Genomic DNA, 14,073 nt, shown 5'->3' on the forward strand with positions numbered 1-14,073 from the left:
CGGGCTCCGAGGAGTAATGCCATGCCTACACCACCTGCGAGTTACCTAACGACTGACGACCACGCTCTCCTATAGGAAATTCTTGATCAGGGTCCTCGCGATGCTGCCTATAGCCGTTTGCTGAGAATTAAGTTGTTGCAGGCTTCAATTTGGTCCCCAAGCAGGGTCTCCTGATGCCGTGACGATTGGCAGTCGCGTGACGTTCTGCGTCGATGCAGGCGCCGCGAGGACAGCCTATGTGGTACGGAACGAGAGCCGCAATTTTCCTGTTTATACTGTTTCCGTTAAATCGATCCTGGGATTGGGGATCCTCGGTTCGAGAGCGGGAGCGACGATTTACATCGAAACTGAAAATGATAACCCACACAGAATAAAAATCATCCGGCTCGCTTTCCAAGCTCCGGTGCCTCGTCTCCGGATCGTCAATCCAGTCATCTCACCGCTTGTGCGAGCGGAAAACCCAATGAACCTAAGCCGGCATGAAGTAGATAATTAGACCAGATGGTTGAATGGTGACATTCCAGCGCATCACGATACGCAGCTGCCCCGTGGCTTCGACTGGTTGCAATTGGGTTGGCACCTGCCGTCTGAAGCCAGGGTTCCGGTACGATGCTGTTCGTTCCAACGCTTTCCTCCCAGTGCGGCCTGCTTATATCCCCCACACCAGTTTTCTCATCATGCTAGGAACTGCGGCGACAAGGAGGTCGATATCAGCGCGGCGATTAACAGTGCCGGCTTTTCGCAACGGTTATGCCGCCGGAAGCGCCTACCGCGAGAGGCATCAAAAGTTAGGTCCCGCACGCATCAAACTTCACTTCGACCATCGATTTCCCTGACCGGCTAGCGGTTAGGCCACGGCCTCCTTGGGCAGGCAAGTGCCCGGTTGTTATAAAGGAGAAGTGTTTCCGGCGGTTTCCACCTGTCACCCGAATGGCGGCGTGCGACGATACGATGACCTCGCTGGCGCCGCCATTCGGAGCGCATAGGGTTACGTTTCTGCTATTGTGAGCAGGCCTCGCCCTGGGGGGTTGCATCGCTAAGGCCGCCCTGCGTCTGCACAGAGCCTGAAGCGGTAGAGTTTGCAGGGGCGCTGCCGCCGCTGCAACCGCCGGGCAGGGTCGAACCCATCGAGCCGTTGAAGGTGCTGCCTGTCGAGCTGGGATCGGTGGTCATCGGCTGCATGGTCTGTGTGCCTCCGCCGCTTCGGGTGCCGGTAATGCTGGAATCCGTACTGGTTCCCGTTGTGGTGCTCGACTGGGCAAAGGCGCCGGTGGCCATTCCGAATGCGGCCAGCGCGGCGCAGGTAAGTTTGACTCTCATGTTATCACGTCCTTCCGCAAGTTGCGTTACGCCTCTCCAACCTCGAGATCCCCAGCCTGTTCCCGAAATTCCTGCCCTGGTGGCCACTGATTGCAGATAGCATCGTCTCCGCGGCTGACGGCGCTGCCGCTATTTGATCGACGTCGACTTCGCCAAAGACGATGTCGAGCGAGCAAAGAACGGCCGAGACATCGGCAAGCTGATGGTCGCGGCACATAAAATCAATCGCCTCATCAGAGAATCGCTGGGACGAAGACTTCATCTTCTCGAGGAAGGCCAGATAGATGCCCGCAATGGTCAGCTTCAGATGGTTCACAAACAACCGCCTTTTCGCAAGTAACGCAATACAGGGACGTGCGCATCGAACCAGGCGTCTCGAACGTCTTGAACTCGGACAGATTATCGCCAGCGACCACACAACTGTAGTGGTCGTTGTAAGAGCTGCGTCGCCGTTATAGTATGTAGCCTGACAAAGTGCTCAAGTGCTCAGCGTATAGCCGGAGCCAAAGTCCGGTTGCGCGTTTCAACCCGATGAATAAGTAGCCGCGGATCATGGAGCTTATCGTCGCCCTTGGCCTGATCGTTCTCAAGGTCGCTGTTCTGATCGCGATCTTGCTGCTGCTGCCTTTGCCGCTGACCTGGCTGGAACGCAAGATCGCCGGGCATATGCAGCAGCGGATGGGGCCGATGCGCGTGGGGTGGCACGGGCTCCTGCAGCCGGTGGCGGACGGGATCAAGCTCCTAACCAAAGAGGACCACATCCCGGCCGAGGCCGATCGCTTCCTGTTCAAACTGGCGCCAATACTGGCGCTCGCCCCTCCCTTTGTGGTGTTCGTCGCGATCCCCTTCGGCGAAAGCATCTCGGTCCTCGGCGCCGAGATCACGCTCTACATCTCCAACATGAATGTGGCATTACTCTTCGTCTTTGCGGTGATCGGGATCGAGGTCTATGGTGTCATCTTCGGTGGCTGGGCCGCCAACAGCAAATACGCGGTCCTCGGCAGCCTCAGGACCTGCGCCCAGATGATCAGCTACGAGATTCCGATGGGGTTCGCGGTGATCGGGGTGGTCATGTTGGCGCAATCCATGAGCCTGCTCGACATCGTGCGGGCCCAAACCGATGTCTGGAACATCGTCTACCAACCGGTCGGCTTCTTCGTGTTCTTCGTCGCCGGATTGGCCGAAGCGCAGCGTATTCCTTTCGATCTTTCGGAAGCGGAAGGCGATCTGGGCGCCGGCTTCCATACAGAATACAGCGGTATCCGCTTTGCGTTTTTCATGGTCAGCGAATATGCCATCGTGTTGCTGGTGTCGGTCCTGGTGGTCATCCTGTTTTTCGGCGGCTGGAACGGTATCCTAATCCCCTTGCCACCACTGCTCTGGTTTGTGCTCAAGGTCGCATTCTTCGTCTATGTGTTTATCTGGTTCCGCTTCACTTTCCCCCGCTACCGCTACGACCAACTGATGGCGATCGGATGGAAAGTCTTGCTTCCTCTGTCGATGGCGAACATAATTATAACCGGTGTACTTTTAGGGGCCATGGCGGCTCCGTAGCGAGGCGGCGATGTCGCGCGCGCAGGACAAAGTTGGAACATGGATTGGTTGGGCGTTCTTCGCCGATCTGGCGAGTGCGTTGGTGCTGACCTTCGGCTACCTGTTCTCCAGAACCGTAACCATGCAATATCCGGACAAGGAAAAATGGCTCCCGTACTCACGCTATCGCGGGCATCACTTCCTGACGCGTGATGAAGAGGGCGAGATCAAGTGCGTGGCCTGCGAACTCTGCGCGCGGATCTGTCCCTGCGACTGTATCGAAGTTGTCCCCTACGAGGACGAGAAGGGCAACCGGCATCCGGCCAAATTCGAGATCGACACGGCTCGCTGCCTGTTCTGCGGGCTGTGCGAGGACGCCTGCCCAGCGGATGCAATCGCGCTTGGCCAGCAGTACGAATTTTCGAGTTTTTCCTCGCGTGACCTGGTGATCGGGCGCGACGACCTGCTCGCCAAGCCGGGCAAGGCGGCAACCGGCGGCGGCGTGGTAACCGCCCGCCTGAATACAAAGAAGGACGTGCTCGTCGAGACGAAAGAGATGCAGGGCTACAACTGGTGGCGGAATATCCGGCGAACGTGAACGCGCGCCATCCGTCAAGCCGGAGCGCGCAGACAGGAGGCTCAGATGCTTGTCGGCGAAATCATGAAGAACAAGGGTGTCGGTGTCATTGCGGTCGCTCCCGATCAGACGATGGTGGAAGTCTTGAGGCTGTTTCGCGACAACAATATCGGCTTCGTCGTCGTCAGCCAATCGAACGACGAATACCTGGGTTCGCTATCCGAGCGGGATTGCTGCAATGCGGTGGCGGAATACGGGGCCGAGGCGGCGATGATGCGCGTCGCGGATGTCATGAACCGCAATGTGGCGACCTGTTCGACCCGGGATTTGCTCCCCTCCGTGATGGGGATCATGACCCAGCGGCGTACGCGTCATGTGCTGGTCCTGGATGGAGGCGACGTTGTCGGCGTGGTTAGTATCGGCGACGTGGTCAAACATAGGCTCGACGAAGCGCAGCGCACAGAGCAGGATCTGCAGGATTACATCTGCGGGACCAGGTATCACTGACGTCGCCAGCTTGATGTGAGGACTCTGGGGAAGGGCAGCTTGCGGGAGGCGCGGCGCCCCGACCCCAAATCTTCAGACCCCACGCCAGATCCGGCTCGTGCGGTCGACCTCAAGAGTGGCATGCACCTTCTGGACCTCCACCGGGCATGGGTATTCACCCCGCCGCATCAAGCCGTTGAGACGCAAGGCTCGATAGTTTTCCGGAACGAAGACGAGGCCCTTGGGAAACCGCCCGTCGACCTTGAGCTGCGCCGTCAGTTCGCCCTGGGCGGACCGCACAATGACCTGATCGCCATCCGAATGCCCAAGCCGTGCGGCATCCTGCGCGCTCATCGCGACATAGGGATCATTGGCGACCGTGTTCAGCATATCCGACCGTTCGGAAAGATATCCGTTGTGGAACAGGCAGTCGCCGGTGATCAACATGAGCCGGTCGGCTGCTGGCGGGACGGGCGGCGGCGCAAAGAACCTGGTCACAGGTGCCGTCGGCACCGCCTTGGTGAATGCTCCGTCGGCGCCAAGTCCATCGTGTGTCAGCCCCTGGTAGGCGGGAACAAGTCGCGCAATCTCGTCGAAAATTTCGCCTTGCGTCGACGGCCGCAGTGCTTGGTTGCGAAGCGCCGCGACGAAGTCGAAGATCGCCAGATTGCTCCGCGCCTCGAAGGCGGGTTCGCGGAATTTGCGGACCTTCTGAGTCCGGCCCTCGTTGTTGGTGAACGTGCCGGTTTCCTCGCCGTAACCTGCAGCGGGCAGGACGACCTCGGCAAGGCCCGCCGTCTCCGTGAGGAAGGCGTCCTGCACGATCAGGAGATCGGCGGCGCCAAGCGCCCGCGTCACGAAGTCCCTGTCGGGATAGGCAATCAGGGGGTCGGTTGCGACGATGTAGAGAGCGCCCATCCGCCCGCCGACGCAGAGCTCCAGAATGACGTCGATATCCGCGCCGGGTTCAGACGGGATTTCGGCGCCCCAGTTCCGCGCAAGAGTTGTGCGCGCTACATCGTCGGTTACCGCCCGCAGCCCCGGCAGAGCCGCCGGTAGAACTCCCATGTCCCAGGCGCCCATCTGGTTGGCACGGTCGAAGAGGAACTGCATCGCCAGGCCCTTGCCGAGCAGGCGCAGAACCTGCAGCAGGTTATTGATCTGCTGCAGCGTCGCGCTCGCTTCGGGTGATCTCAGGAGGTCGACGCTGACAAGCACGGTGACGCTGCGGCCTTCCTTGAGCGCCGCGGCCAGACGATCCGGCCCGTCTATGCCGGTTTCCGCCGCTGGCTTGCCGATTGTCGCGCCGATGTCCGCAAGAACGTTGCCCGGCAAGGCCTCACTAACTGCCGCTACGAGACCGGCCACCACCGCCGCAAGGCTCGCCGCTTCTCCGCCCGGCAGCACGCGAACCACCACCCTGGCATCGGCATCCAGACGGGATGGCCGCGCCGAGAGCATGAGCAATCCGGTCTGCCGCCGCCGCACGCCATCCCGCAGCAGGTATTCGGTGACCGGGTTCTCCTCGGTGACGTTGCCGCCGACGACGAGCACGCAGTCGTTGCCGATCACTTCGTCCAGCGGTGCGCGGCTATGGAAGGCTGCCATTAGCGGGCCGAGCATATCGAAGGGCGTGGACCAGCGTGACGAGCAATCAATGCTGTTGGTGTGGAATGCCGTCCGCATCAGCTTCTGAAACTGATAGAGTATCTCGTTGGGTAGGCGAGGCGAGGCCAGACCGCCGGCAGCCTTGCCCTCGACGGCCGACAGCCGCTGGCGCAGATAGTCCCCCGCTTCGTCCCAGGAAACCGGAACGAGGGTGCCATCACGACGGATCATCGGCCTCTTGAGCCGGTCCCGGCTCTCAACGAAATCGAGGCCGAAGCGTCCCCGTACGCAGAGCACCTCGCGGTTAAGCCCCTCGTCCCACTTCGAGCGCACCCGCATGAACTCGCCCTTGCGCGTGCCCACCGTCAACTGGCAACCGGTGCCACAATGCGGGCAGACCGTATCGGTCTCGACCAGATCCCAGGGCCGCGCCTTGTAGCGATAGGGAAAGCTCATCAGCGCGCCCACCGGGCAGACCTCGACGCAATTGCCGCACTGGTCGCAGCTTGCGAGACTGCCCTCGAAGCCGGTGACAGCGGTATCCATGCCTTTTTCGACGGTGCCCAGGGCGACCGCGCCGACGACCTCCTCACACATCCGGACGCAGCGCTGGCACTGGATGCAGCGGTTGACGTTCATGATGATGACCGGGCTGAGACGGATGTCCTCGGAATGGAACACACGTTTGGGATCGTGAAACTCGCTTTTGCGGGGCCCGTAGGCCATCACCATGTTCTGAAGCTCGCATTCGCCGCCCTTGTCGCAGATCGGACAGTCGAGGGGGTGGTTGGCGAGCAGCATGTCGAGCATGGAAGCGCGCGTTTCCTCGATCAGAGCTGTATTCGCCCGCACCACCATGCCCTCGGTGACGGCGGTGGCGCAGGACGGCTGCAGCCGCCGCTGCCCCTCGATCTCCACCAGGCACATGCGGCAGGAGGCCAGCGGCGGCAGACGCTTCAGATAGCAGAAGGTTGGGATATCGATGCCCAAACGCCGGGCGGCCTGCAGCACTGTCGAGCCAGCCTCAACTTCCAGCGTTTGTCCATCGATCGTAATGCTAACCATACTTCCTCGCAGTCCTGTCGCGGTACAGGCCTTCAGTGAAAGGGGCACCTGTGCTCCTCGATATGGGCAACGAACTCAGCGCGAAAATGCGCGAGTGCCGCCCGCAACCCCATCGCCGCCCCGTCACCCAAAGCACAAAACGTATTGCCGAAAATGCCCTTGCAGAGCATCTCCAGCTGCTCCAGATCGCCGGCCGCACCTTCGCCGGCCTCGATCCGGCGCAGGACCTTCACGACCCAGTTCAATCCTTCCCGGCATGGCGTGCACTTGCCGCAGGACTCATGATGGAAGAATTCGATGATCCGGGTCGCGACCTTGACCATGCATGTCGAGTTGTCGATCACGATAACGCCAGCCGAACCGAGCATCGAGCCGGCGGCAGCCAGCGAGTCGAAATCCATTCCGACCTCCAGTCCGTGCTCCGGTATGACCGGCGCTGAGACCCCGCCCGGGATCACCGCCTTGATTCTGCGTCCCGGCAGCACGCCGCCGGCATGGTTCTCGACCAGTTCGCGCAGCGGTATGCCCATCGGCAATTCATAGAGGCCGGGTTTGCGCACCTGCCCACTGAGGCAGTAGAGCTTCGGGCCGGGGCTCTTGTCCGGGCCGATGCCCCGAAACCAGTCCGGCCCCCGCATAACGATATGCGGCACGCAAGCGAGCGTCTCGACATTGTTGATCACTGTCGGGCTGGCGTAGAGCCCAGCCACGGCCGGAAATGGCGGCTTCAATCGCGGCTGCGCCCGTTTGCCCTCGAGCGACTCGAGCATCGCAGTCTCTTCGCCGCAGATATAGGCGCCGGCGCCGCAGTGGATGTGTACGGCGAAATTGAAATCCGAGCCCAAAATCCGGTTTCCGAGATAACTCTTTGCGTGGGCCTCGGCGATCGCCTGCTCCAGACGACGGATCGCCGTCACATATTCTCCGCGAATGTAGACATAGGCGGTTTCGGCCCCAATCGCGTATGCACTTACCGCCAACCCCTCGATCAGTTGGTGCGGGTCGCGCTCCATGATGATCCGGTCCTTGAACGTGCCCGGCTCGCCCTCATCGGCGTTGCAGCACAGATATGTCGGCTTGCCGGTCCGCTTCGGCACGAAACCCCATTTCATGCCCGTCGGGAATCCGGCACCGCCGCGACCGCGCAGGTTGGACCGTTTGACGAGGTCGATAACCTCCTCAGGCGTGTTTTCGCGCAGCACCTTGGCCAGAGCCTGGTAGCCCCCGCCGGCCTCGAAGGTGGAGAGCAGATGGCCATCCTGAACATCGACATGCTTGAGGAGGATCGGTTCGAACATGACGCTATTCTCCCGGCGGTGCTGCTGAGGCGAGATCGGCACCAGTCGCTTGCCCCGCCTCCGTTCGCAACCTTTCGAGAATCGCGTCGATTCGCGCGATATCGAGGTCGCCGTGATAGTCGTCGCCGACCTGCATCACTGGAGCCATCTCGCAGGCGCCGAGGCATTCGACGGTCGAAAGCGTGAACAGCCGGTCCGGGGTGGTTTCGCCCTTCTTGATCCCGAGGACGTCCTCCAGATGCCTCAGCAGGTCCTCGGATCTGCACAGCATGCAGGAGACGTTGTCGCAAAGCTGCAGATGGAACATGCCCACCGGTTCGGTATGGAAGAGCGTGTAGAAGGTCGCCAGCTCGTAGATCCAGATCCGCTCGACTCCGAGAATGTTGGCGACCTCCTCCAGCACCGGACCCGGCAGATGGCCATGCTCCGTCTGCGCGATCCGAAGCGCGGGCATGATCGCCGAGCGCTGGTCGGGATACCGCGCCGCCGCCTCTTCGATCTTTTCGCGCATGGTCATCACGTCCAAATCCTCTGCTACTTGTCCACCTCCGCCATCACGGGGTCGAGGCTGCCGAGCACGGCGATCATGTCCGCCAGATAGCGGGCGTTGGTGACCCCGAAGAGGGCCTGAAGATTGACGAACGAGGGTGCCCGCACCTTCATGCGGAACGGTTTTGGCGACCCGTCACTGATGATGTAAAAGCCAAGCTCGCCCTTTGGCGCCTCGATCGCCGAATAGACCTCGCCCTTCGGCACCTTGAAGCCGTAGGCCGACAGGTCGAAATGCTGGATCAGCGCCTCCATCGAGCAGTGCACCCGATCCTTGTCCAGCGGGAAGGCGATTGTCGGCATATCGATCTGGAACGGCCCCTCAGGCATCTGGTCGATGCATTGTTCGATGATCCTCATGCTTTCTCGCATCTCGTCGACGCGGCATCGCCAGCGTGCATAGCAATCGCCCTCGTCACGGGTGATGACGTTGAAATCGAGCCGGTCGTAGATCTCGTAGGGCTCATCGCGCCGGATGTCCCAGTCGACACCGGAAGCACGCAGGTTCGGGCCGCTGAGGCCGAGATCGACGGCATCCTCGGCGGAGATCACGCCGATCCCCTTCGTGCGATTGAGAAACACCCGGTTATCTTCGAGCAGTCGCTCATAGTCGCGGATCCGGTTCGGGAAGATGTCGCAAAACTCCCGGATCTTGGGGAAGAATCCGTCAGGCAGGTCTTCGCGCACTCCGCCGACCCGGCAGAAGGAGGTGTGCATGCGCGCACCACTGATCATTTCCAGGAGGTCCATGATCATTTCACGCTCGCGCATGACGTAAAGCAGCGCGGTCATGGCGCCGAGATCCATCGGCAAAGCGCCCGTGATCAGGAGGTGACCGGAGATCCGTGCCAGCTCGGCCATCATCACGCGGATATATTGCGCCCGGATCGGTGCTTCTATGCCGAGGAGTTTCTCCACCGCCAGCGCGAAGGCGAGGTTGTTCGAGGGCGGACAGAGATAGTCGAGCCGGTCCGTCAGCGGGAATATCTGGGTATAGGTGAAGCTCTCCGCCAGTTTTTCGGTGCCGCGATGGAGGTAGCCGATATGCGGATCGACGCGCTCGACGAACTCGCCGTCCAGTTCGAGGACGAGCCGAAGAACCCCATGGGTGCTGGGGTGCTGCGGACCGAGGTTGAGAAGCACTTCCCTGGTCTTGAGCGCTTCGCCCTCAGGCCTGCTGAGCTCGGTGATTTCAGTCATCTCAACGTTCCGGCGTAGAACGGCCTCCCTTACGGAATGTCCCTGGTGGCAAGGTCGGGCTGCGTTGGCGGCGGACCTTCGGCACCGAAGGGGTTCAACTTGTCCTTATAGCCCCTGAGGGGGAAATCCTTGCGCTGGGGAAAGCCCTCGAAGCCTTCCCACATATAGATCCGGCGCAGATCGGGATGTCCGGCGAACCGGATGCCATACATGTCCCAGGCCTCACGCTCATGCCAGTTGGCGGTGCGCCAGACTCCCGTGACCGAAGGCACTTCAGGAGGATCGCCAAGGCGGCACTTGATGCGGACCCGCCATCTGTTGGGCAGGGAGTAGAGATGGTAGACCGCCTCGAACCGCGGCGTTTCGGGATAATGATCGACCCCGCAAACGTCCGAGAGGAAATTGAATTGCAGCGCCGGATGCTCTTTCAGGAACCGGCAGAACTCGATGATCCTCTCGGGCGGAACGGCAAAGGCGTCGATACCGTGCGCAGTGCCGAGGTCCTCGATTGTTTCTCCGAAGCGCTCCATGATCGGAGCGCGATTGAGGGACGGCTCCGCACTCATGACGCTATGACCCGATCCAGAGGCGTGCCGGCGAGTGCCCGCGACCTCTTGATCTTTTCTTGAAGCAGAAGGAAGCCGTGCATCAGCGCCTCAGGCCGAGGCGGACAGCCAGGCACATGCACATCGACGGGCACGAAGGTTTCCGATCCCTGCACCACGGCGTAGGTGTTGTAGACCCCGCCCGAAATAGCGCAGGTGCCCATTGCGATTACCCAGCGCGGTTCCGGCATCTGGTCATAGAGCCGCCGCACGACGGGCGCGAATTTCCGTGTCACGGTGCCGGCGATGATCATGACGTCGGATTGTCTCGGCGAAGGGCGGAACACCACGCCGAACCGGTCGAGATCGTAGCGGGCGCAACCGGCGGAGATCATCTCGATGGCGCAGCAGGCAATGCCGAAGGTCTCCGGCCACAGCGCCGATCTCCGGCTCCAACTGATGATGCTGTCAGCCGTGGTGAACAGCACGCTGTCGCGGATCGCGTTGTTTACGCCTCCCATTCCAGCGCTCCTTTCAGCCAGGCGTAGGCGAAGCCCACGAGAAGCAGCACCATGAAGACGAACATTTCGATATAGCCGACCAAGCCGATCTCTTTCAGGACGACAGCCCAGGGAAAGAGGAACATCGCTTCGACATCGAAAACGACCAGCAGGATCGCGAGGATAAAGAACGGCACCCTGAAGCGGCCCGCCGCCGCCTCGCCCGCTGCGTCCATGCCGCATTCATAGGGCATGTTCTTGGCGGGATAAGGATTGGATGGGCGCAACAGCGAAGAGACGAACAACGTCACCCCCGCCACCAGAACGACTCCGGCGACCATGAAAAGAACCGGCAAAAATTCCATTGCAGTCATATCACTGCACCGGTCGCCCATCGACCACGCCGCGGCGCCGACTTGGGCAATCCTTCCTCTGCCCTGAAGTCTATTCCGTCGGTGTGATCATTGCAAATCCAATCGCTCACCCGCCAAAGACCGAATCTTGGGCAAGCTTTAGAAACCACGACGGAAATAGGCCGATGCCGATGGTGCCGGCAGCGGTGACGGCGAGTGTCGCGCCCACCAGAGGCGTCAGCGCCGGGGCGAACGCCCTCTTCGGCTCGCGCATGTAGATCACCATCACGATGCGGATGTAGAAATAGGCGGCGACGGCGCTGAGCAGTACTGCGATAACCGCCAGCATGACGAAACCACGCTCGACGAGGGCGACCAGCACGTAAAACTTGGCGAAGAACCCGGCCGTCGGCGGAATGCCGGCCAGCGAGAAGAGATAGAGCAGCATCAGAAGCGCCAGCCCCGGATGTGACTTGGCGAAACCCGCATAATCGTCGATGACCTCGCCCGAGAAATCGCCGTTCCGCATCATGATGACGGTGCCGAAAATGCCGAGATTCATGAACGCGTAGATCAGCAGATAGAGCATCACGCTGGCGATCCCATCGGCGCCGCCAGCGGCCACGCCGAAAATGGCGAAGCCGGCATGGGCGATGCTGGAATAGGCCAGGAGGCGCTTGAAATTATCCTGGACCAGCGCCACGAAGCTGCCGAGCGCCATCGTGACCACCGCAATGACGGCGACGATGATCCAGACGTCCGAGGCTGCGACCAGAGGGTTGAGGAACACCCGCAGGATGACCGCGAACCCCGCCGCCTTGGGGCCGACCGACATGAAGGCGGTGATCGTCGTCGGCGCGCCTTCGTAGACGTCCGGAACCCACATATGGAACGGCACCGCGCCGACCTTGAAGACCAGCCCCGCGACAATGAAGACTACCGCTAGCAGCAATCCGGGATCGAGCGGATCCCCGGTCACCGCTGCAGCCATTGCGTCCAGTTGCGTGGTGCCGGTCAGCCCGTAGACCAGCGAAACGCCGTAAAGGAAAATCCCAGTCGAGACCGCGCCAAGGATCACATATTTCAGCGCCGCTTCGTTCGACCGCCGCTCTCGCCGCAAGAAACCAGTCAGCACATAGGTACAGAGCACCATCAGTTCGAGGCCCACATAGATCGACATGAGGTCGGTTGCCGACGCCATGATCATCATTCCCGAAAGCGCAAAGAGCAGCAGGACATAGTATTCGCTGCTGCCGATCCCTTCGATATCGGCATATTTTCGCGAGAGGAGGAATGTCAGAACGGTGGCTAAATAGAACACGAACTTAAAGAAGACCGCGAAGCGGTCGGCGACGAACATGCCCGTGTAGGCCGGCCGCACCTCGCCCGCCAGCATGAGTGTCGCCAAGGCGGCAATCAGCACGATGGCAACGGAAGCCCAGACAAGGAAATGTTCCTGTCTCTTTTGCACAAACTGTCCCAGGATCAGCAGGATGCAGGCCCCCGTGATCACCACGATCTCGGGCAGGCTCGCAAGGGCCGACTGGAGAAGCGCAGCAGCGGTCATTGGCCGCTCTCCTCACCGTGCACCTGCGCCAGCAGATGTTTCGCCGAGGCATCGATGATGTTGAGAAAAGGTTTTGGATAGAGCCCGACCCAAAGCACGAAGACGGTCAGCGGCAGGATCGCAGCGATCTCGCGGGCGTTTACGTCACGTATCTTGAACCGGGCGCTGACGCTCGCCGGCCCAAGCGCGACCTTCCCATACATGCCAAGCAGATAGGCCGCGCCCAGCAATGCGCCCAGAACGGCGGCCGCGCCGACCGCCAGGTTGGCCGCAAACCCGCCAGACAGCACGAGCAACTCGCCCACGAACGAATTCGTTCCCGGCAGCGCCATCGACGACAGGATGAACAAGGCAAGAAACGTGGTGTAGACGGGTGCTGCCTTCATCAGCCCGCCATAATCGGCGATGCTGCGGGTGTGGGTCCGCTCGTAGATCAGGCCGACGAACAGGAACAACGCGCCCGTCGTCACGCCATGATTGAACATTTGCAGGATACCGCCCTCGAGCCCGCGGAGGTTCAGCGCGAAAATCCCCATCGTCACGAAGCCCATATGGCTGATGCTGGAATAGGCCACCAGCTTCTTGAGATCGTCCTGCGCCAGCGCAAGCAACCCGCCATAGACGATCGCAAGTGCCGAAAGCGAAAGCATCAGGGTCGAATAATACACTGACGCCTCGGGCAGCATCGGCAGCGAGAATCGCAGGAAGCCGTAGGCGCCCATCTTCAGCAGCACGCCAGCGAGGATGATGCTGCCCGCTGTCGGCGCCTGCACATGGGCGTCCGGCAGCCAGGTGTGGACCGGGACCATCGGCACCTTGACCGCGAAGGCGACCAGAAAAGCGAAGAACAGCCACGACTGGACCCGGAACGGCAAATCCTGTGCTGTCAGAGCGAGAATGTTGAAGGTCTCGCCGCCGTTGAAATAGAGCACGATGACGCCGACTAGGAACAGGACGCTGCCCGCCAGCGTGTAAAGGAAGAACTTGAAAGCCGCATAGACCCGGCCGTCGCCGCCCCAGACGCCGATGATCAGGTACATCGGGATCAGCATCGCCTCCCAGAAGACGTAAAACAAGAACAGGTCGAGTGCGCAGAAAACCCCCAGCATCAGCGCCTCCATGGCCAGCAGACTGACCATGAATTCCTTCACCTTGTGGTCGATCGCGACCCAGGAGGCGAGCACGCAGGTCGAGCCCAGCAGCGCGGTCAAGAAAACGAAAAGGGCACTGATTCCGTCTACGCCAAGCGCATAGGTGATCCCGAGCGCCGGAACCCACGGGCGCGTCTCGGTGAACTGCATCGCGTGGGTCGTGGTGTCAAAACCGACCAACATAGCAATGCAGAGAACGAGGTCGAGGACGGTGACACCCAGCGCCATCCACCGCACTGCAGCGTCGCTGCGCAGAAACATCAGAACCGCTGCCCCGGCGGCGGGTGTGAATACGATGAGGCTGAGTAGCGGTAACCCCAT

At 61.0% G+C, this 14,073-nt stretch carries 14 protein-coding genes; 3 read left to right on the forward strand and 11 right to left on the reverse strand.

Annotated elements, in window-relative coordinates:
- Positions 1-999: 999 nt before the first annotated feature.
- Together MHI61_RS06380 and MHI61_RS06385 are read right to left on the reverse strand one after the other, a co-directional pair.
- Entirely contained in the window at positions 1,000-1,320 is a 321-nt protein-coding gene (locus MHI61_RS06380) for a hypothetical protein (RefSeq protein WP_239791360.1), read from the reverse strand.
- 4 nt (positions 1,321-1,324) lie between these two features.
- Positions 1,325-1,636 carry a hypothetical protein gene (locus tag MHI61_RS06385; RefSeq protein ID WP_239791361.1) on the reverse strand — a complete coding sequence of 104 codons (312 nt, stop codon included), beginning with the start codon at positions 1,634-1,636 and terminating at the stop codon, positions 1,325-1,327.
- A gap of 236 nt (positions 1,637-1,872) precedes the next feature.
- Here MHI61_RS06385 and nuoH point away from each other — a divergent pair, with 236 nt between their 5' ends.
- From nuoH to MHI61_RS06400, 3 genes are read left to right on the forward strand one after another with little or no spacing between them, the layout of a single operon-like run.
- The gene (gene nuoH, locus MHI61_RS06390) at positions 1,873-2,874 is read left to right on the forward strand and encodes an NADH-quinone oxidoreductase subunit NuoH (RefSeq protein ID WP_239791362.1); all 1,002 of its coding nucleotides are present in this window, start codon (positions 1,873-1,875) and stop codon (positions 2,872-2,874) included.
- Between the two features lie 10 nt (positions 2,875-2,884).
- Positions 2,885-3,451, forward strand: a complete 567-nt coding sequence (locus MHI61_RS06395) for an NADH-quinone oxidoreductase subunit I (RefSeq protein ID WP_096771693.1) — start codon at positions 2,885-2,887, stop codon at positions 3,449-3,451.
- Between the two features lie 45 nt (positions 3,452-3,496).
- Entirely contained in the window at positions 3,497-3,937 is a 441-nt protein-coding gene (locus MHI61_RS06400; RefSeq protein ID WP_239791363.1) for a CBS domain-containing protein, read from the forward strand.
- A 72-nt stretch (positions 3,938-4,009) separates the two neighbouring features.
- On the opposite strand, the gene nuoG is transcribed toward MHI61_RS06400, so the two are convergent.
- From nuoG to MHI61_RS06445, 9 genes are all read right to left on the reverse strand, one after another.
- On the reverse strand, positions 4,010-6,589 hold the full coding sequence (gene nuoG / locus MHI61_RS06405) for an NADH-quinone oxidoreductase subunit NuoG (protein ID WP_239791364.1): 2,580 nt from the start codon (positions 6,587-6,589) through the stop codon (positions 4,010-4,012).
- 32 nt (positions 6,590-6,621) lie between these two features.
- Positions 6,622-7,887 (reverse strand): NADH-quinone oxidoreductase subunit NuoF, encoded by a 1,266-nt coding sequence (gene nuoF, locus MHI61_RS06410; protein WP_239791365.1) that lies wholly within the window; start codon positions 7,885-7,887, stop codon positions 6,622-6,624.
- 4 nt (positions 7,888-7,891) lie between these two features.
- Positions 7,892-8,404, reverse strand: a complete 513-nt coding sequence (gene nuoE, locus MHI61_RS06415) for an NADH-quinone oxidoreductase subunit NuoE (RefSeq protein WP_239791366.1) — start codon at positions 8,402-8,404, stop codon at positions 7,892-7,894.
- Positions 8,405-8,421: 17 nt separating this feature from the next.
- Positions 8,422-9,636 (reverse strand): NADH dehydrogenase (quinone) subunit D, encoded by a 1,215-nt coding sequence (gene nuoD, locus MHI61_RS06420; protein WP_239791367.1) that lies wholly within the window; start codon positions 9,634-9,636, stop codon positions 8,422-8,424.
- Between the two features lie 29 nt (positions 9,637-9,665).
- Entirely contained in the window at positions 9,666-10,202 is a 537-nt protein-coding gene (locus MHI61_RS06425; RefSeq protein WP_239791368.1) for an NADH-quinone oxidoreductase subunit C, read from the reverse strand.
- Positions 10,199-10,702, reverse strand: coding sequence for an NADH-quinone oxidoreductase subunit B (locus tag MHI61_RS06430; RefSeq protein ID WP_003582024.1), 504 nt, complete (start codon positions 10,700-10,702; stop codon positions 10,199-10,201). Before MHI61_RS06430 ends, MHI61_RS06425 begins: the two co-directional genes overlap by 4 nt.
- Entirely contained in the window at positions 10,690-11,055 is a 366-nt protein-coding gene (locus MHI61_RS06435) for an NADH-quinone oxidoreductase subunit A (protein WP_239791369.1), read from the reverse strand. Before MHI61_RS06435 ends, MHI61_RS06430 begins: the two co-directional genes overlap by 13 nt.
- Positions 11,056-11,161: 106 nt before the next feature.
- Complete coding sequence (locus MHI61_RS06440) at positions 11,162-12,601, reverse strand: NADH-quinone oxidoreductase subunit N (protein WP_239791370.1); 1,440 nt, start codon at positions 12,599-12,601, stop codon at positions 11,162-11,164.
- Positions 12,598-14,073 (reverse strand): NADH-quinone oxidoreductase subunit M, encoded by a 1,476-nt coding sequence (locus MHI61_RS06445; protein WP_239791371.1) that lies wholly within the window; start codon positions 14,071-14,073, stop codon positions 12,598-12,600. The genes MHI61_RS06440 and MHI61_RS06445 overlap by 4 nt, the downstream gene beginning before the upstream one ends.

Origin of the sequence: Rhizobium sp. K102 (genome assembly GCF_022385315.1) — a bacterium.
Lineage (GTDB): Bacteria > Pseudomonadota > Alphaproteobacteria > Rhizobiales > Rhizobiaceae > Rhizobium > Rhizobium croatiense.